This window comes from Streptomyces sp. MMG1121 (assembly GCF_001280015.1).
Classification (GTDB): Bacteria; Actinomycetota; Actinomycetes; order Streptomycetales; family Streptomycetaceae; genus Streptomyces.
This window is the reverse complement of sequence record NZ_LGDV01000038.1, coordinates 17,120-35,887: the sequence shown is the minus strand read 5'-3', so window position 1 is coordinate 35,887 and position 18,768 is coordinate 17,120. Positions and strand designations below refer to the sequence as shown.

The following is an 18,768-nucleotide window of genomic DNA, read 5'->3' as shown; positions in this document are numbered from 1 at the left end:
CCAGGTGCGGCTACTCTGCTCGGCCGGGCACGCTCGATCACGAGGCGTATGGGATCGAGCACGTGCTGTACAGCCGACGGGCACCCACCGGGCACCGTCAGGAAGCGCCGAAAGTCGGCAGAACGGGCATCCTCCCGGAGGTGTCGCCGAGCGGCGGCGCGGTATCGCCCGCCACGGCGTGGAGGATGCGGGCACCGGCACGGGCGTACCCGGCGCCGGCGTGGACACCCCTTCCGGGGAGCGGAAGCGACACGGCCACCGCAAGGGGCCGGGGAGAGAGTGATCGATGACCGAGGCACGGGAGTCGGCCGGTCCGCACGCGCGGCGCGCGCCCGGCACGCCCTGCTGGGTGAGCCTGATGGCGCACGGGCTGACCGCCACCGAGGAGTTCTACGGCGAGCTGTTCGGCTGGGAGTTCCGGCCGGGCCCGCGGCAGCTCGGCCCGTATGTGCGGGCGCTGCTCGACGGGCACGAGGTGGCCGGCATGGGCCAGTTGCCGCCGGACTACCGGCTGCCGATCGCCTGGACACCGTACTTCGCCTCGGACGACGTGGACCAGACGGCCGACGCGGTACGGCTGTGCGGCGGCACGCTGGCGGTCGGTCCGCTGGATGCCGCAGAAGCCGGGCGGATGGCCATCGCCGCCGACCCCTCCGGGGCGGTGTTCGGCATCTGGCAGGGCTCCGCGCACCTCGGCACGGCGATCACCGGTGTGCCCGGGACGCCCGCCTGGAACGAGCTGGTGACGTTCGAGACCGAGAGCGTCGCCAAGTTCTACGCGACCGTGTTCGGTTACGAGGAGGAGCCGGTGGTGTCCGCCGGCTTCGACTACGTGACCCTGCATCTCGGCGGCCGCCCGGTCGCCGGACTGCACGGCGTGGGCCACGGCCTGCCCCGGGACCGGGGGCCGTACTGGCAGACGTACTTCGAGGTCGCCGACGCCGACCTGACGCTGCGCCAGGTCGCGGAGCTGGGCGGCCGGGTCGTCCGGCAGGCGAACGACAGTCCGCACGGGCGGGTGGCGACGGTGGCGGACCCGGAAGGCGCGGAGTTCTCGGTGATCCAGGACCCGCGCTGAGCGCCCCTCGGGGCACCGGCTCAGGCGGGTGAGACGGGCAGGACGTCCGGGGACAGGGCCGCCGCGCGGGCGGACGCGGCGGTCATCCGGCGCCGGTGGTGGCGGCGGCACAGCACCTCGTAGCCGACCTCGCTCGTGGAGTGGTCGACGTCGCCCACGACCACCTGGGCGCCCTCGACCACCATCTCGCCGCCGACCGTGCGGGCGTTGTGCGTGGCGCGGGCGCCGCACCAGCACAGCGCCTCCACCTGGAGCACCTCGATGCGGTCGGCCAGCTCGACCAGCCGCTGCGAGCCGGGGAAGAGCTTGGAGCGGAAGTCCGTGGTGATCCCGAAGGCGTACACGTCCAGGCCGAGATCGTCCACCACGCGCGCGAGCTGGTCGATCTGCCCGGGCGCGAGGAACTGCGCCTCGTCCGCGATCACGTAGTCGGCCCGGCGGCCCTGCGAGAGGTGCTCCACGAGGTAGGCGTAGAGGTCCTGGTCGTCGGCGACCTCCACCGCGTCGGTGACCAGGCCGAGCCGGGAGGACAGCTTGCCCTCGCCCGCACGGTCGTTCCGGGTGAAGATCATGCCGACGAGGCCGCGAGCGGACCGGTTGTGCTCTATCTGCAGAGCCAGCGTCGACTTCCCGCAGTCCATCGTTCCGGAGAAGAACACCAGCTCGGGCATGAGGAGTTGAGCACCTTTCGGCGAGGAGTCGGCAGGGGCCGCGGGGTCAGGAGCGTACTTCGAGCAGCGGGACGAGCTGCTCGGCGGGAGTCATCGAACCGTGGTTGCCGACCAGCGCCGACTCCTTCGGCTCCCGCTCGGTGGCGATGATCAGGACGTCGTCGTGCGCGGCCGCGATCACGTCGCCGAGCCGTGCGTAGACCCGCTCGTCGATGTGCGGCCCGAACCAGCCCGCGGCGATCGCCTCGTCCCGCGAGGCCACCCAGAACTGCTCGCCGAGCACCTCGCGCCAGCAGGTCAGTACGTCGTTCTCGGCGCCCGGCACCGCGTACACGTGCCGCGCCCGACCCTCGCCGCCGAGCAGGGCGACCCCGGCGCGCAGCTCCCAGTCCGTGTCGAAGTCGAAGCGGTGCTCGTCGTCGAACGGGACGTCGACCATGCCGTGGTCGGCGGTGACGTAGAGCGCGCTGCGCGGGGGCAGCTGCTCTGCCAGGCGCTGGGCGAGCCGGTCGACGTACATCAGCTGGCCGCGCCAGGTGTCGGAGGCGACGCCGTAGCGGTGTCCGGAGCCGTCCAGCTCGGAGTAGTACGTGTAGACCAGCGAGCGGTCCCCGGCGGCCAGTTGCTCGGCCGCGACATCCATGCGCTCCTCGCCGGTCAGCCGGCCGTGGAAGGTGCCGCCGCTGAGCGCGATCTTGGTGAGCGGGGTGTGCTGGAAGGTCGGCGAGGACACCTGGGCGGCGTGCACCCCGGCCTCGTGGGCCAACTGGAAGACGGTGGGGTACGGCTGCCAGGGGCGCGGGTCGGCGTACGGCTGGAAGCGGAGCTGGTTCATCAGCTCGCCGGTGGCCGGATTGCGGACGGTGTAGCCGGGCAGGCCGTGCGCGCCGGGCGGCAGGCCGGTGCCGACGGAGGCGAGGGAGGTCGCGGTGGTCGCCGGGTAGCCGGCGGTGAGCGGACGGCCGGTGCCGCCGCGCGAGCTGCCGAGCAGCGAGGTCAGGAAGGGGGCCTCGTCGGGGTGGGCCTTCAGCTGCTCCCAGCCGAGCCCGTCGACCAGGAAGACGCAGACCCGGTCGGCAGCGGTCAGTTCCTCGATCGTCGCGGTCAGGCCGGGTACGCCCAGACCGGCGGCCAGGGTGGGCAGCAGGTCGGCGAGGGAGCCGGTGCCGTACTCGGGCAGCGGGGCGGTGTCCAGGGCGAGTGGTTCCGGGTGGTCCCAGGCGGAGAGCTGGGACATCAGCGCGTGAGGTCCGCGGTCGCCTCCGAGATGGCCTGCGCGAAGGCGAGCGCCTGGCGCACCGTCTCCGGGCCGTCCCCGGCCTCGCTGACGCGCAGGCTGAGGTCGTCCGCCGTGGAGCTGCCCGTGTAGCCGTGGTCGGCGTCGCAGTTCGGGTCGCCGCAGGCGGCGGGCTCCAGGTCGATGCGGCTGACGGCACCCCAGCCGATGGTCAGCACGATCTCGCGGGGCAGGGTGCCCGGCGTGTACTGCTCGGGGTTCGCGACGACCCGGCTGACCACGACCGAGGAGATCCGGCCGATCTTCACGGACTCGGTGGAGGTGGTGGCGTAGGGCGTCGGGGAGGTGGTGTCGGCGGCCTGCTCGTCGGTGTGGCTGACGATGAAGCGGTTGCCGGTGAGGACCAGGACGGTCACATGCCGGCGCACCTCGTTCTGGTCGAACGTGGTCTCCTGGTGGACCAGGTACGACCGGATCGGCTCGCCGCCCACAGCGGCCTCCACCGCCTCGGCCACGAGGGCCGGGTAGTAGCCGCTGCGCTCGATCGCCGCGCGCAGCCCCTGGGTCGTCGTACTGGTCTTGGCCATGACGTCCATCCTAATCCGTGGGCAAGGGCGCTCCGGGCCAGTCGCGGGGACCGGGGGCGGCCTCTTCGCGCGCGTGCGTGCTCGGGTGGGTGGTGCCGGACGAACCCCGGCACGATGTCCAGCCGCTCGGCCGCGACCAGACAGGAGACGGGTTCAGGTCCGCCCGCGTCCGCCTCGAACGCCACCACGACGGGAGGTGCTTCGCCGAGCGCCCGCCGCAGCCGCGCCGTCTCCCCGGCGGTGGGCTCACGGAAGACGGGGTCCTGGAAGGCGGCGGGGCACGAGACGAAGCCGGCGTCGGTGAAGACCACCTCCAGGCCGTGGTGGTACGCGAGGTCGTACCCGGCGGCCAGCCGCAGGTGCCCGCCGTTCCAGATGATCACCTCCCAGTCCCACCAGCTGCCCTCGGGCAGCCGCCGGCCGGCGATCTCCATCTGGCCCCCTTCCCCGTTCAGTACGCCGGCAGCGTGCGCGGCCCGAGGTCGTCGCGGGCCGGTGGTGGCGCGAGCCGTACGGTGGCACCGAGGACGCTCACGCCGTGCGGGGCGACGACGACCGGTTCCAGGGTGACCGCGACCACCTCCGGATGATCGTCGACGAGCCGGGACACCCGCAGCAGCAGCTCCTCCAGCGCCGGGGTGTCGACGGGGGTGGAGCCGCGCCAGCCGAACAGCAGCGGGGCCGTGCGGATCGACCGCACCAGGGAGGTCGCCTCGCGGTCGGTGACCGGGACCAGCCGGTGCGCCATGTCCCCGAGCAGTTGGGAGGCGGCCCCGGCGAGCCCGAAGGACAGCACCGCGCCGGCGGCGGGATCGATCACCGCGCGGACGACCGTGTCGACCCCCCGGGGCGCCATGCCCTGCACCACCGGGCGCAGTTCCTCCGGCGCCCCGAACAGGTCGGTCAACTCGGCGTACGCCCGGCGCAGTTGCTCTTCGTCCGCGAGGTCGAGGCGCACGCCGCCCAGGTCGGCGCGGTGTCTGAGATGCGGGGCGGTGGCCTTGAGGGCCACCGGGTAGCCGAGGGTGCGGGCGGCCTTCGCGGCGGTGTCCGGGGTGGGGCCGGGCAGCGCGCGGCGCACGGGGATGCCGTACTTGCCGAGCAGCTCGCAGGTCTCGCCGGCGGAGATCGTGAGCCCCTCCCCGCGCGCGAGCAACTCCGCGATCAGCCGCGCGGCCCCCTTCTCGTCGATGTCGTCGTACTCGGGCACCTTCCCGGGCTCGGCCGCCTCCCGCCGCCACTGCCCGTACTTCACGGCCTCGGCGAGGGCACGAACGGCGCGCTCGGCGGCGGGGTACGCGGGGATGGCCTTCTCAGCTGCCGGTTCCGCGGCGGGCAGGCGTTCCGCGAGGCGGAACGGCCGGGCGCCGCCCGCGGTGCCGGGTGTCTTGTCGGCGGCCTGCGGTGCCGTACTGGCCGCGGCCGACAACGCCTCGGCCAGCCCCCCGAGCTCCACGTGCACGACAAGCACCGGCTTCCCCGGAACCGCCGCCGCGGCAGACCGCAACGCCTCCGCCAGCTCGGCGTCCCCCGGCGACCCCTCCCCGATCGCGGGGATCGCGGTCACCACGACGGAGTCGCACGTGTCGTCGGCCAGCGCGGTACCCAGCGCCCGGTGGAAGTCCTCCGCCGTCGCCCCGGTCGTCAGGTCCAGCGGCCGCGACGGCCGCAGCCCCTCGGCGAGGCAGCGGTCGTACGCCAGCACGCCCAGCGACTCGGAGTTGCCGAGGATCGCCACCCGGGGCCCGGCCGGCAGCGGCTGGCGGGCGAGCAGCAGACCCGTGTCGACCAGCTCGGTGATCGTGTCGACCCGCAGCACCCCGGCCTGCCGCAGCAGCGCGGAGACCGTGGCGTGCGGCAGCCTGGTCGCCCGTACCGCGTGCCCCTGCGGCGCGGAGCCGACCCCCTGCACCACGACCAGCGGCTTCGCCGCCGCCGTCCGCCGCGCGAGGCGGGTGAACTTGCGCGGGTTGCCGATGGACTCCAGGTACATGAGGACGACGTCGGTCTCGGGGTCGTCGTACCAGTACTGGAGGACGTCGTTGCCGGAGACGTCGGCGCGGTTGCCGGCGGAGACGAAGGTGGAGACGCCCGTGGTCCCGGTGACCCCTCCCCCGCGCCGGTGCAGCCGGGACAGCAGGGCGATGCCGATGGCGCCGGACTGGGCGAACATGCCGATGCGGCCGGGGCGGGGCATCTCCGGGGCCAGGGAGGCGTTCAGCAGGACGTCCGGGGCGGTGTTGATGACCCCGAAGGCGTTCGGGCCGATGATCCGCATGCCGTACGCGCGTGCGTGCCGTACGAGGGCCCGCTGCCGCTCCCTGCCCTCGGAACCGCTCTCGGCGTATCCGGCGGAGAGGACCACGAGCCCCTGCACCCCGTGTTCACCGCACTGCGCGACCACCGCCGGCACGTGGTCGGCCGGTACGGCGATCACGGCGAGGTCGACCGGGCCGTCGATGTCCCGCACCGAGCGGTGCGCGGGCGCCCCGTCGACCTCCTTGAGGTCCTCGGGGAAGGCCTGGTTCACCGCGTGCAGCACGCCCGGGTAGCCGGCGTCCCGGATGTTGCCGAGGACGCTGCGGCCGACCCCGCCGGGGGCGCGGCCGACGCCGATGACCGCTACCGAGCCGGGCGCGAGCAGCCGCCGTACCGAGCGGGCCTCGGCGCGCTGCTCCCGCGCGCGCTGCACGGCGAGCGAGCGGTCGGTGGGTTCGAGGTCGAACTCCAGGCGGACGACGCCGTCCTCGAAGCTGCGTTGCTGGGTGTACCCGGCGTCCGTGAACACCTTGATCATCTTGGCGTTGGCGGGCAGCACCTCGGCGGCGAAGCGTCGGATGTCCCGCTCGCGCGCGACGGCCGCGATGTGCTCCAGCAGGGCGGAGGCGACGCCGCGGCCCTGGTGGGCGTCCTGCACCAGGAAAGCGACCTCGGCCTCGTCGGCGGGCGCGGAGGCGGGCATGCCGTCGGCGCCGATGCGGTCATAGCGTACGGTGGCGATGAACTCGCCGCCGATGGTGGCGGCGAGCCCCACACGGTCCACGAAATCGTGATGCGTGAAGCGGTGGACGTCCTTGGCGGAGAGCCTGGGGTACGGCGCGAAGAAGCGGTAGTACTTCGACTCGTCCGAGACCTGCTCGTAGAAGCTGACCAGGCGGTCGGCGTCATCAACGGTGATGGGCCGGATGCGCGCGGTGCCCCCGTCGCGCAGCACCACGTCCGCCTCCCAGTGGGCGGGGTACTCGTGCCGGTCCTGCCGGCCCGCCGAGGTCTGCATGGGCCCCAGAGTACGGCTCGCGTACGACAACGGCGCGAGGCAGTCTGTGGGGGACGTCAGCCGGACCGAGGCCGCGGTCCGACGACACGCCGGGACAGGACGAAGGTCCGCTCCGGGCATGCTTCACGATATGGGAAACTGGTCTAGACAACCCTGAGCACTGAAGGGCAGCAACACATGGCTGAGCGCCGCGTCAACGTCGGCTGGGCCGAGGGCCTCCATGCCCGTCCCGCCTCCATCTTCGTCCGAGCCGCCACGGCCGCAGGCGTCCCGGTGACGATCGCCAAGGCTGACGGCAACCCCGTCAACGCGGCCTCGATGCTGGCCGTCCTGGGTCTGGGCGCCCAGGGCGGTGAGGAGATCGTCCTCGCCTCCGACGCCGAGGGCGCGGACGTCGCCCTGGACCGCCTGGCCAAGCTGGTCGCCGAGGGCCTGGAAGAGCTGCCCGAGACGGTCTGAGTACCGGCGCACGGCACATCTGAGCCGCGTCACCCTTTTCGGGGCGACGCGGCTCAGCCGTTTCTCGGGAATATCTGAGGCCTCCCGAATTCGGGCAGCAGAAATACCCCCCGCCGAATTACTCTTCTTTGTATACGGCGTCGGTGTTAATGCCGCACCCCTGACATGTTTACGGCATGTTGCGAAGTCCTCACACGCTCGCCGGAACCGGAAAAGCGCAGCCGGTGCGCGGCCGTCGTACGCTCGCCGTGCAGCGCCGTGAGCGCCCGCGCGCGCTCGCCGTCGCCGCGCGCCACCGCGTCCACGATCGCGCCGTGCTCCGCCCAGGACTCGGCCGGACTCGGCGGTACCTCCACCGCGTACATCCAGGCGATCTTGTGGCGCAACTGGGTCAGCATGGAGGTGAGCGAGGGGCTGCCGCAGGCCTGGGCGAGCGTCTCGTGGAACCAGCCGCCCAGTGAGCGCAGATCCTCGCTACTGCCCCGTCTGGCCCGCTCCTGGCCCAGCCTGACCAGGCCGCGCAGCACCTTCAGATGCGCCTCCGTACGGCGCTGTGCGGCCCGGGCGGCGCCGAGCGGCTCCAGGAGCATGCGCATCTCCAGCAGGTCGGCGGCCTCCTGTTCGGTCGGCTCTGCCACGCACGCGCCCGCGTGCCGGCGCGTCACCACGAAACCCTCCGCCTCCAGGGTGCGCAGGGCCTCACGGACGGGAACGCGCGAGACGCCGTAGCGACGGGCGAGGACTTCCTCGGTGAGACGGCCGCCGCGTTCGTAGACACCGCCGACGATGTCGTCCCGGATCGCCGTGCATACCGAGTGCGCCGGAATACGCATGACCGACCTCCGCCTTAATCCCCGTGAAACGTCGACGATGGACGCGTGTTCCGTGACTCTATTCCAATGAGCCGGAATTTCCGACGGCGGGCCGGAATCCATGGATATTTTTTGGCCGTCGACTCTCGCGGACATCCGGCGGACACCACGGAAATACGGCGAAAGCCCCGGCTCGTGAGCCGGGGCTTCGGATGCCGTGCGCGGGTGCGTCAGGCGTTCACGCCGTGCTTGCGGAGATAGGCGACGGGGTCGACGTCCGAGCCGTAGTCGGGGGTCGTCCGGGCCTCGAAGTGGAGGTGCGGCCCGGTGACGTTGCCGGTCGCGCCGGACAGGCCGATCTGCGCGCCCGGGGTGACCTGCTGGCCCACCGTGACGCCGATGGACGACAGGTGGCCGTACTGGGTGTACATGCCGTCGGCCATCCGGATCACGATCTGGTTGCCGTACGCGCCGCCCCAGCCGGTGGAGACGACGGTGCCGGAGCCGACCGCGTGGACGGGTGTGCCGCTGGCCGCGTGGAAGTCGATGCCGGTGTGGGAGCCGGAGGACCACAGCGAACTGCTGGCCTTGTAGCCCGTGGAGACGTACGAGTGCGCGATCGGGGCGACGAAGGCGTTCAGCCGCTCGCGCTCGGCCTCGCGGGCGGCGCGGACCTTGGCCTCACGGACCTCCTGGGCCCTCTTCGCCGCGGCCTGCTCGGCGACCCTCTGCTCGGCGGCCTGCCGCTGGGCGGCGGCCTGGGCGTCGATCTGCTCGGCGATGTCGTCGCCCACGCTGATCACCGGGGTGAGGCCGGTCTGCTGGGCGGAGTTCTCGGCGGCGAACGCCGGGGCAGCCGCGAGGGTGCCGACGACTCCGGTGGTGAGGGCCGCGATACCGGCCGCCTGAGCGGTGGTGCGCTTGACCCGGCCGGGCTTGCGATGCTTCCCGGTGGCGCACATGAACGCCATGAAGTGGCTGGTCCTTTCCTTCCCTCTCGCCTACCGGGTTAGCTGACGGGTTCGGAGCAGGAAGGTCTCCTACGGACCCCCACGCGCACGCGTGGGCATCCGATTCACCCCAGGGACTGCGTTTGGGTCCCCGGCTCCCCTGGCTCGCGCCGTACGGGGACTCGGCGATGACTGTCCGGTGCCGCGGGTGCGGCGCACTGTCTGACGAACAGCCCGGACGACGCTAGGCGGACCCGTCGGCAATCCCCAAACGGATCCGGGTTTTTGTAGCGCATCCCACAGCAAGGAAAGGCAACCTACGCCCTAAATCGGGCATCTGGGGAAGGGAGTGGAACAGCAAGGGGCCCTGACAGCCTGTAGGCCGTCAGGGCCCCACGCGCGCGTGCGCTTCGCGGGTGCTACTCCGCGGTGACGACGGTGACTTCGCCGATGCCGAGCGCCTCCACCGGCGCCTTGATCTGGGAGGCGTCACCGACGAGGACGGTCACCAGGCGGTCCACCGGGAAGGCGTTCACGACCGCGGCCGTGGCCTCCACCGTGCCCGTCGCGGCCAGCTGCTGGTACAGCGTCGCCTGGAAGTCGTCGGGCAGGTGCTGCTCGACCTGGTCGGCCAGCGTGCTCGCCACGGCCGCCGCCGTCTCGTACTTGAGCGGCGCCACCCCGACGAGGTTCTGCACGGCCACGTCCCGCTCGGCGTCGGTCAGGCCCTCCGCCGCGAGGGTGCGCAGCACCTTCCACAGGTCGTCGAGCGCGGGACCGGTGTTCGGCGTGTCCACCGAGCCGCTGATGGCGAGCATCGAGGCGCCCGTGCCGTCCGGGGCGGACCTGAGGACCTGCCCGAAGGCACGCACGCCGTAGGTGTAGCCCTTCTCCTCGCGCAGGACGCGGTCCAGGCGGGAGGTGAGGGTGCCGCCGAGGCAGTAGGTGCCGAGCACCTGAGCGGGCCACACGCGGTCGTGCCGGTCGGGGCCGACGCGGCCGAGGAGCAGCTGTGTCTGGACGGCGCCGGGCCGGTCCACGATGACCACGCGCCCGGTGTCGTCGGCGCTCACCGCCGGGACGGGCCGGGGCTGGCCCGGGGTGCCGGTCCAGGCGCCCAGGGTGTCGCCGAGCAGGGCGTCCAGGTCGATCCCGGTGAGGTCGCCGACCACGACCGCGGTGGCCGTGGCGGGGCGCACGTGACGGTCGTAGAAGGCGCGTACGGCCGACGCGTCGATCTTCTCGACCGTCTCCTCGGTGCCCTGGCGCGGGCGCGACATGCGCGAGGTCGCCGGGAACAGCTCCTTGGAGAGTTCCTTGGCGGCCCGGCGGGAGGGGTTGGCCAGCTCGTGCGGGATCTCGTCCAGGCGGTTGCGGACCAGCCGCTCGACCTCGCTCTCGGCGAACGCGGGCGCGCGCAGGGCGTCGGCGAGCAGGCCGAGGCCCTTGGCCAGCCGGGAGGCGGGAACCTCCAGGCTGATGCGGACGCCCGGGTGGTCGGCGTGCGCGTCCAGCGTGGCGCCCGCGCGCTCCAGCTCGGCGGCGAACTCCTCGGCGGAGTGCTTGTCGGTGCCCTCCGAGAAGGCCCGCGCCATGATCGTGCCGACGCCGTCCAGACCGGCCGGCTCGGCTTCCAAGGGCGCGTCCAGCAGCACCTCGACGGCGACGACCTGCTGGCCGGGGCGGTGGCAGCGCAGCACCGTCAGGCCGTTGTCGAGCGCGGTGCGCTCGGGGGCCGGGAACGCCCACGGCTTGGCCTCGCCGGGACGCGGCTGGGGATGGAAGTCCATGGTGGCGAGCTCGGTCACTTGGCCGTCTCCTCGTTCTCGTTGCCGGCCTCTACGGTCGCTTCCTGCTCCGGGTCCTCGGGGACGTCGGCATCCGCGACGGCCTCCGGGGACTTCGGCTCGTAGACGAGGACCGCGCGGTTGTCCGGGCGCAGGCGGGCCTTGGCGACCTCCTTGACCTCCTCGGGGGTCACTTGCAGGACGCGCTGGACGGCGGTGAGGGCGAGCTGCGGGTCGCCGAACAGGACGGCGAAGCGGCACAGTTCGTCGGCACGGCCCGAGACCGTGCCGAGCCGGTCCAGCCACTCGCGCTCCAACTGGGCCTGGGCGCGCTCCATTTCCTCCGGCGTGGGGCCTTCCTCGGCGAACCGGGCCAGTTCCTCGTCGATGGCGGCCTCGATGACCGGCACCTCGACGTCCCCGGAGGTCTTCACGTCCAGCCAGCCCATCGAGGGCGCGCCGGCGAGGCGCAGCAGGCCGAAGCCGGCCGCGACGGCCGTACGGTCGCGGCGCACCAGCCGGTTGTACAGGCGGGAGGACTCGCCGCCGCCGAGGACGGTCAGCGCGAGGTCGGCCGCGTCGCACGCGCGCGTGCCGTCCTCCGGGAGGCGGTAGGCGGCCATCAGGGCGCGCGCCGGGACCTCCTCGACGACGACCTCGCGCAGCTGCTCGCCGATGGTCAGCGGCAGCGAGCCGTCGCGGGGGGCGGGCTTGCCGTCGTGCGCGGGGATCGAGCCGAAGTACTTCTCGATCCAGGCGAGGGTCTGCGCGGGGTCGATGTCGCCGACCACGGAGAGCACCGCGTTGTTCGGCGCGTAGTAGGTGCGGAAGAAGTGGCGGGCGTCCTCCAGGGTGGCCGCGTCCAGGTCCGCCATCGAGCCGATCGGCGTGTGGTGGTAGGGATGGCCCTCCGGGTAGGAGAGCGCGGTCAGCTTCTCGAAGGCGGTGCCGTAGGGCACGTTGTCGTAGCGCTGGCGGCGCTCGTTCTTGACGACGTCCCGCTGGTTCTCCATGGACTCGTCGTCCAGGGCGGCCAGCAGCGAGCCCATGCGGTCGGCCTCCAGCCAGAGCGCCAGCTCCAGCTGGTGGGCGGGCATGGTCTCGAAGTAGTTGGTGCGCTCGAAGCTGGTGGTGCCGTTGAGCGAGCCGCCGGCGCCCTGCACCAGCTCGAAGTGGCCGTTGCCCTTGACCTGCCCCGAGCCCTGGAACATCAGGTGCTCGAAAAGGTGAGCCAGGCCGGTACGCCCCTTGACTTCGTGGCGGGAGCCGACGTCGTACCAGAGGCAGACCGCCGCCACCGGGGTCAGGTGGTCCTCGGAGAGCACCACGCGCAGACCGTTGGCCAGGCGGTGCTCGGTCGCTGTCAGGCCCCCGGAGCCTGCCTCGGCTGTGGTCGTGTGACCCATGGGCATGTACGTCCCTTCGCGAGCGGAGCGGTTGTGAACCGCGGTTTTCCTGCCGTTCCTGCCACTGTATGCACAGCGTGCGGGCCCTCGGCGAAGTTCCCGCGGGACGTACGCCGACAGCGGATTGCACGGCCCGCCTCCAGCCTGCCCGGCAAGGTCCGCCGACACCGGACAGGGCGGCTGGAACCGGGTCGTGGCACGGGTTGTCAGTGCCGCGGTCCACAATGGTCCGCGTCAGATCAGTCAATCGCTTCAGCAAGGAGCCGGCAGCGATGGCCCGCCGCAGCACGAAGACCCCGCCGCCCGACGACTCGTACGAGGAGAGAATCCTCGACATCGACGTCGTGGACGAGATGCGTGGCTCCTACCTCGAGTACGCGTACTCGGTCATCTATTCGCGTGCCCTGCCGGACGCCCGCGACGGGCTCAAGCCCGTGCACCGCCGGATCGTCTACCAGATGAACGAGATGGGCGTGCGCCCCGACCGGGCGTATGTGAAGTGCGCCCGTGTCGTCGGCGAGGTGATGGGCAAGCTGCACCCGCACGGCGACGCGTCGATCTACGACGCGCTGGTGCGCATGGCGCAGCCCTTCTCCATGCGCGTGCCGCTCGTCGACGGCCACGGCAACTTCGGTTCGCTGGGCAACGACGACCCGCCGGCCGCCATGCGGTACACCGAGTGCCGCATGGCGGAAGCCACGAGCCTGATGACCGAGTCGATCGACGAGGACACGGTCGACTTCACACCCAACTACGACGGCCAGGAGCAGGAGCCGGTGGCGCTCCCGGCCGCCTTCCCGAACCTGCTGGTCAACGGCTCTTCGGGCATCGCGGTCGGTATGGCGACGAACATGCCGCCGCACAACCTGCGCGAGGTCATCTCGGCCGCCCGCCACCTGATCAAGTACCCGAACGCCGACCTGGACACGCTGATGCGGCACGTCCCGGGCCCCGATCTGCCCACCGGTGGCCGGATCGTCGGCCTGGACGGCATCCGGGACGCGTACGCGACGGGCCGCGGCACGTTCAAGATGCGCGCGACGGTCTCGGTGGAGCCCGTGACCGCCCGCCGCAAGGGCCTGGTGGTCACCGAACTGCCCTTCACGGTCGGCCCCGAGAAGGTCATCGCGAAGATCAAGGACCTGGTCAACGCGAAGAAGATCCAGGGCATCGCCGACGTCAAGGACCTCACCGACCGCGAGCACGGCCTGCGGCTGGTCATCGAGATCAAGAACGGCTTCGTGCCGGAGGCGGTCCTCGAGCAGCTGTACAAGCTGACCCCGATGGAGGAGTCCTTCGGCATCAACAACGTGGCGCTGGTGGACGGCCAGCCGCTCACGCTGGGCCTGAAGGAGCTGCTGGAGGTCTACCTCGACCACCGCTTCGACGTCGTCCGGCGCCGCAGCGAGTTCCGCCGCGGCAAGCGCCGCGACCGGCTGCATCTGGTCGAGGGTCTGCTGACCGCGCTGGTCGACATCGACGAGGTCATCCGGCTGATCCGGTCCAGCGACAACTCCGCTCAGGCCAAGGAGCGCCTGATGGAGCGCTTCTCGCTGAGCGAGATCCAGACGCAGTACATCCTCGACACGCCGCTGCGCCGGCTCACCAAGTACGACCGCATCGAGCTGGAGGCGGAGAAGGACAAGCTCACTGCGGAGATCGAGGAGCTGACCCGGATCCTGGAGTCCGACACGGAGCTGCGCAAGCTGGTCTCGGCGGAACTGGCGGCCGTGACCAAGAAGTTCGGCACCGACCGCCGCACGGTGCTGTTGGAGTCCGCGGGCACCCCGGTAGCCGCCGTTTCGCTGCAGGTCGCCGACGACCCGTGCCGGGTGCTGCTGTCCTCGACCGGTCTGCTGGCGCGTACGTCGACGGACGAGCCGTTCCCGGAGGAGGCCGACGCGAAGCGCGTCAAGCACGACGTGATCGTCTCGGCGGTCCCGGCGACCGCGCGGGGCGAGATCGGCGCGGTGACCTCGGCGGGCCGTCTGCTGCGGATCAACGTGGTCGACCTGCCCCAGCTGCCCCCCACCGCGGCGGCCCCGAACCTGTCCGGGGGCGCCCCGCTGGCGGAGTTCGTCTCCCTGCAGGACGACGAGACGGTGGTCTGCCTGACCACGCTGGACGAGTCGTCCCCGGGTCTGGCGCTCGGCACCGAGCAGGGTGTCGTCAAGCGCGTGGTGCCCGACTACCCCTCCAACAAGGACGAGTTGGAGGTCATCTCACTCAAGGAGGGCGACCGGATCGTCGGCGCGGTGGAGCTGCGCACCGGCGAGGAGGATCTGGTGTTCATCTCGGACGACGCGCAACTGCTGCGCTTCCAGGCGTCCGTCGTGCGCCCGCAGGGCCGCCCGGCGGGCGGTATGGCCGGCATCAAGCTCGTCGAGGGCGCCAAGGTGATCTCCTTCACCGCGGTCGACCCGGCCGCCGACGCGGTGGTGTTCACGGTGGCGGGCTCGCGCGGCACGCTGGACGACTCCGTGCAGACGACGGCCAAGCTGACCCCGTTCGACCAGTACCCGCGCAAGGGCCGGGCCACGGGCGGCGTGCGCTGCCAGCGGTTCCTCAAGGGCGAGGACTGCCTGTCGCTCGGCTGGGCCGGACCCGCTCCCGCACGCGCGGCGCAGAAGACCGGCACCCCGGCCGAACTGCCGGAACTGGACCCGCGCCGCGACGGCTCGGGCACATCACTGCAGAAGACGGTGTCCGTCGTCGCCGGGCCGGTGTTCTAGGGCTCGTGCGACGCCTCTACGGCGCGGCGTCGGGCTCCTCCTCGGAGCCCTGGACGTAGCGCAGGACGCTCCACATGCCGCGCTCGTCGGCGTGTGGGGCGCCGTCGTTCCTGGACGCCTCCAGCTCCTTGCCGAGGGCGTCGGTGTCGACGCCGGAACCGATCAGCACGAGCTGGGTGAGCCGGGCACCGGCCGCGGCCCACGGCTCGGGGTAGAAGCGCAGGAACCGGCCGACGGCGTGCACGGCGTACCGGTTGAGGGTGTCGTACGGCCCGAAGTCGACGTACCCCTTGATCCGGTACAGCCCCTCGGGCCGGCTGTCCAGGAACCGCATGAGCGCGCGGGGGTCCAGGGGCAGGTCGGAGGTGAACGACAGGCTGTCGTAGGCGGTGTGCAGGTGACCGGCGTGGCCGTGCGCGTCGTGCTCGTGCGGGTCGTGTTCGTGCAGGTCGTGTTCGTGCAGGTCGTCGAAGGACAGCTGCCCGATGCGCTCTTCGCTGGGCCTGCAGTCGAAGAGGAACTCCGGGTCGATGCGGCCGTAGGTGGCGGGGACGACGGCGGCACGGTCCGCGAGGGAGCGCACGAGGCCGAGCACCCGGTCGCCGTCCGCGGCCCGGTCGAGCTTGTTGACCACCACGAGGTCGGCGAGGGCCAGATGCCGGTCCAGTTCGGGGTGCCGGGCACGGGTGTCGTCGAACTCGGCGGCGTCCACGACCTCGACCAGACCGCCGTAGACGATCCTCGGGTGCTCGCTGGCCAGCACCATCCGCACGAGTTCCTGCGGCTCGGCGAGCCCGCTGGCCTCGACGACGATCACGTCGATGCCGGTGCCGGGGGCGGCGAGCCGGTCCAGGTAGCCGTCGAGTTCGCTCGCGTCGACGGCGCAGCACAGGCAGCCGTTGCCGAGAGATACGGTCGAGTCGCCGAGGGCGCCCGCGACGGCCATCGCGTCGATCTCGATGGCCCCGAAGTCATTGACGATCGCCCCGATCCGGCTGCCTCCGCTGCGGTGCAGCAGGTGGTTGAGGAGCGTGGTCTTTCCGGAGCCCAGGAACCCGGCGAGCACGACGACCGGGATCTGCTGCGGACCGCTGCTGCTGCCCGGGCTGTTCGCCATGGTGTTCCCCAACGGGCGACCTCTCTCACGTGGACCGACTGCCGGACCAGGATAAGAGCGGCACCCTGGGGCGGGCTCACGGCTGAGCCGGTACCGCCACCGGGGGCTCCGGTCCGACATAGCGGGCGACCGGGCGGATGATCTTCGAATCGGCCGCCTGTTCCAGGATGTTCGCGCTCCAGCCCACCACCCGGGCCGCGGCGAAGGTGGGGGTGAACATCTCGCGGGGCAGGCCGCACAGCTCCATGACCACGCCGGCGTAGAACTCGACGTTGGTGTGGAGTGCGCGACCGGGCTTCAGCTCGGCGAGGATCGCCTCGACGCCGCGCTCGACCTCCACCGCGAAGTCGACGCGCGGGCCGCCGAAGCTCTGGGCGATCTCGCGCAGCATCCGTGAACGGGGGTCCTCCGTGCGGTAGACGGCATGTCCGAACCCCATGATCCGGTCACCGTCGAGCACCCGCTCGCGGACCCAGGAATCGATCCGGTCCGGCGTGCCGATGGCGTCCAGGGTCTCGAGGGCCCGGCTGGGCGCTCCCCCGTGCAGCGGCCCGGACAGGGCACCCACCGCTCCGGTCAGGCAAGCCACCACGTCGGCGCCGGTGGAGGCGATGACACGGGCCGTGAAGGTTGACGGATTGAATCCGTGATCAATGGTTGAGATCAAGTATTGCTCGACAGCACGGGCCCGCTGCGGCTCGGGCTCCTCGCCCGTGAGCATGTACAGGTAGTTGGCCGCGTGAGCCAGGTCCTCGCGCGGCTCGACCGGGTCGAGGCCCTGCCCGAGCCGGTACAGCGCGGTGAGCAGTGTGGGTACGGCCGCGCAGGCGGCCAGGGTGTCGGCCCGGCGCCGGTCGGCGTCGATGTCGTACACCGGCCGCATGCCCTGTGCCGCGCCCAGCAGGGACAAGGCCGTGCGCAGCCCGGACAGTGGGCCGGAGACGCGGCTCGCGGCGGCGATCGCGGGCAGCGCGGCGCGGACCTCCTCGGGCAGCCGCCGCAGCACGGCGGTCTCCGCCGTGAAGGCGGCTCGGCGCTCCGCGTCCGGGAGCGCGCCGTGGACCAGGAGATGCCAGACGTCCTCGAAACCGCGGGTCTGCGCGAGCTCGACGGCCGAGTACTGGCGGTAGTGGTAGAAGCCCTGCCGTCCCCGGACGTCACCGATCTCGGTCTCGGCGACGACGACGCCCGCGAGGCCGCGCGGGGCGTCGATGAGCGGGGTGGCGGTCCTGTTGATGGACATGGTTTTCCTCCCTGGACTTGATCCGACTGTCCATGCTTGACTTATTCCCTGTCAATATTGATTGAATCAATACACCTCTATCAAGCTGTACAGAGACGACTACGGTGGCCCCCATGCGCGATCACGAACCCGCTCCCGGCCGTCCCGAACGAAGGCTGACCACGAAGGAGACCGCCGAACTGCTCGGTGTGAAGCCCGAGACGGTCTACGCGTACGTGAGCCGCGGTCTGCTCAGCAGCAGACGCGAACCCGGCGGGCGCGCCAGCACCTTCGAGGCGAAGGAGGTCGAGGCCCTCGCCCGCCGCAACCGGCGCGAGGCCGCAGGCAGCCCGGGCAGTGGCGGCGACCTGTCGGTCCGGACCCGCATCACGCTGATCGAACAGGACCGGTACTTCTTCCGCGGCGTGGACGCCGTCGAGCTGGCCCTGCGCCACTCCTACGAAGAGGTCGCCGAGTGGCTGTGGACGGGACGGCTGACCCCGGGGGCGACGCTGTCCGCGCCCGAGGCCACGGTCGAGGTCGCCCGCCGCGCGGTGAACGCTCTGTCCGAGCACGCCTCCCCCACCGACCGGCTCCGGGTGGCGGCGGTCGCCGCGGCGGCCGAGGACCCGCTGCGTTTCGACCTCTCCGAGGACGCCGTGCTGAACACTGCGCGGATCCTCATCCCCACGCTCGTCACCGCGCTGCCGCCGGTCCGGTACGACCACCGGGACGACGGCCCGCTGGCCCACCGCCTGTGGGCCCGGCTGACCGGACGCCCCGCCGACGAGGCGTCCCTGCGGGTCCTGGACACCGCGCTCGCCCTGCTCGCCGACCACGACCTGGCCGCCTCCACGCTCGCCGTCCGGGTCGCCGCCTCGGCCCGCGCGCACGCCTACGCGGCCGTCTCGGCCGGGCTCGGCGTCCTGGAGGGCCCCCTGCACGGCGCCGCGAGCGGGATGGCCCACCGCATGCTGCTGGACGTGCTCGACCAGGGCACGGCGGTCCCGGTGATCGCCGACGAACTGCGCGCGGGCCGCCGCATCCCCGGGCTCGGCCACCGGCTGTACACCGGTGAAGACCCCCGCGCGCGCGTGCTGTTCGAACTCCTGGAGGAGGTCCCGCACGCGGAGTCCGCCCTGCTCGCCGCCCGGGACATCGCCGCCACGACCGCCCGGCACACCCCGCTGCACGCCAACGTCGACCTGGCCCTGGCGGTGTTCACGGCGTCCAGCGGCATGCCCGCCACAGCCGGCGAGACGATCTTCGCCGTGGCCCGGACGGCGGGCTGGATCGCGCACGCGCTGGAGGAGTACGGCGAGCGCCCGCTGCGCATGCGCCCCGTCGGCCACTACGTCGGCACGCGCCCGCCGCAGCCCCTGCCGGAGTAAGCCCCGGGGCAGACTCCGCCCCGGCCGGAAGTCGCCCCGCGC

Annotated in this window: 14 protein-coding genes and 1 riboswitch; of the genes, 4 read left to right on the top strand and 10 right to left on the bottom strand. The window is 72.1% G+C overall.

Features of this window, described 5'->3' with window-relative positions; genetic code table 11:
* Window positions 1-286: 286 nt before the first annotated feature.
* Window positions 287-1,078 (top strand): VOC family protein, encoded by a 792-nt coding sequence (locus tag ADK64_RS05125; RefSeq protein ID WP_053655230.1) that lies wholly within the window; start codon window positions 287-289, stop codon window positions 1,076-1,078.
* Window positions 1,079-1,098: 20 nt separating this feature from the next.
* On the opposite strand, the gene ADK64_RS05120 is transcribed toward ADK64_RS05125, so the two are convergent.
* From ADK64_RS05120 to ADK64_RS05105, 4 genes are all read right to left on the bottom strand, one after another.
* Window positions 1,099-1,749, bottom strand: coding sequence for a thymidine kinase (locus tag ADK64_RS05120; protein ID WP_053655228.1), 651 nt, complete (start codon window positions 1,747-1,749; stop codon window positions 1,099-1,101).
* 46 nt (window positions 1,750-1,795) lie between these two features.
* Window positions 1,796-2,986, bottom strand: coding sequence for an alkaline phosphatase family protein (locus ADK64_RS05115; protein WP_053655226.1), 1,191 nt, complete (start codon window positions 2,984-2,986; stop codon window positions 1,796-1,798).
* Complete coding sequence (locus ADK64_RS05110; RefSeq protein WP_078992493.1) at window positions 2,986-3,582, bottom strand: DUF5998 family protein; 597 nt, start codon at window positions 3,580-3,582, stop codon at window positions 2,986-2,988. Before ADK64_RS05110 ends, ADK64_RS05115 begins: the two co-directional genes overlap by 1 nt.
* 442 nt (window positions 3,583-4,024) lie before the next feature.
* Window positions 4,025-6,850 carry a bifunctional GNAT family N-acetyltransferase/acetate--CoA ligase family protein gene (locus ADK64_RS05105; RefSeq protein WP_199829486.1) on the bottom strand — a complete coding sequence of 942 codons (2,826 nt, stop codon included), beginning with the start codon at window positions 6,848-6,850 and terminating at the stop codon, window positions 4,025-4,027.
* Window positions 6,851-7,027: 177 nt separating this feature from the next.
* Between ADK64_RS05105 and ADK64_RS05100 the strand changes: the two genes are divergently transcribed.
* Entirely contained in the window at window positions 7,028-7,309 is a 282-nt protein-coding gene (locus tag ADK64_RS05100; protein WP_053655224.1) for an HPr family phosphocarrier protein, read from the top strand.
* A gap of 146 nt (window positions 7,310-7,455) precedes the next feature.
* Here the strand turns inward: ADK64_RS05100 and ADK64_RS05095 are convergent, their stop codons facing one another.
* The 4 genes from ADK64_RS05095 to ADK64_RS05080 form a co-directional block, all read right to left on the bottom strand.
* Window positions 7,456-8,142 carry a GntR family transcriptional regulator gene (locus ADK64_RS05095; RefSeq protein WP_053655222.1) on the bottom strand — a complete coding sequence of 229 codons (687 nt, stop codon included), beginning with the start codon at window positions 8,140-8,142 and terminating at the stop codon, window positions 7,456-7,458.
* Between the two features lie 209 nt (window positions 8,143-8,351).
* Entirely contained in the window at window positions 8,352-9,092 is a 741-nt protein-coding gene (locus ADK64_RS05090) for a M23 family metallopeptidase (RefSeq protein WP_053655220.1), read from the bottom strand.
* A gap of 12 nt (window positions 9,093-9,104) precedes the next feature.
* A riboswitch (cyclic di-AMP (ydaO/yuaA leader) is annotated at window positions 9,105-9,269 on the bottom strand.
* 221 nt (window positions 9,270-9,490) lie between these two features.
* Window positions 9,491-10,879 (bottom strand): M16 family metallopeptidase, encoded by a 1,389-nt coding sequence (locus ADK64_RS05085; RefSeq protein ID WP_053655218.1) that lies wholly within the window; start codon window positions 10,877-10,879, stop codon window positions 9,491-9,493.
* A complete protein-coding gene (locus tag ADK64_RS05080) occupies window positions 10,876-12,270 on the bottom strand; it encodes a M16 family metallopeptidase (RefSeq protein ID WP_053655216.1) in 1,395 nt (464 codons plus the stop codon). Before ADK64_RS05080 ends, ADK64_RS05085 begins: the two co-directional genes overlap by 4 nt.
* A 266-nt stretch (window positions 12,271-12,536) precedes the next feature.
* On the opposite strand from ADK64_RS05080, the gene ADK64_RS05075 reads away from it, so the two are divergent.
* The gene (locus ADK64_RS05075; protein WP_053655214.1) at window positions 12,537-14,996 is read left to right on the top strand and encodes a DNA gyrase/topoisomerase IV subunit A; all 2,460 of its coding nucleotides are present in this window, start codon (window positions 12,537-12,539) and stop codon (window positions 14,994-14,996) included.
* Window positions 14,997-15,012: 16 nt separating this feature from the next.
* On the opposite strand, the gene ADK64_RS05070 is transcribed toward ADK64_RS05075, so the two are convergent.
* Both ADK64_RS05070 and ADK64_RS05065 read right to left on the bottom strand, forming a co-directional pair.
* Window positions 15,013-16,113 carry a CobW family GTP-binding protein gene (locus tag ADK64_RS05070; RefSeq protein WP_053655212.1) on the bottom strand — a complete coding sequence of 367 codons (1,101 nt, stop codon included), beginning with the start codon at window positions 16,111-16,113 and terminating at the stop codon, window positions 15,013-15,015.
* A 76-nt stretch (window positions 16,114-16,189) separates the two neighbouring features.
* Window positions 16,190-17,356 carry a citrate synthase/methylcitrate synthase gene (locus ADK64_RS05065; protein ID WP_053655210.1) on the bottom strand — a complete coding sequence of 389 codons (1,167 nt, stop codon included), beginning with the start codon at window positions 17,354-17,356 and terminating at the stop codon, window positions 16,190-16,192.
* Between the two features lie 113 nt (window positions 17,357-17,469).
* On the opposite strand from ADK64_RS05065, the gene ADK64_RS05060 reads away from it, so the two are divergent.
* A complete protein-coding gene (locus ADK64_RS05060) occupies window positions 17,470-18,726 on the top strand; it encodes a citrate synthase (RefSeq protein ID WP_199829485.1) in 1,257 nt (418 codons plus the stop codon).
* Window positions 18,727-18,768 lie beyond the last annotated feature (42 nt).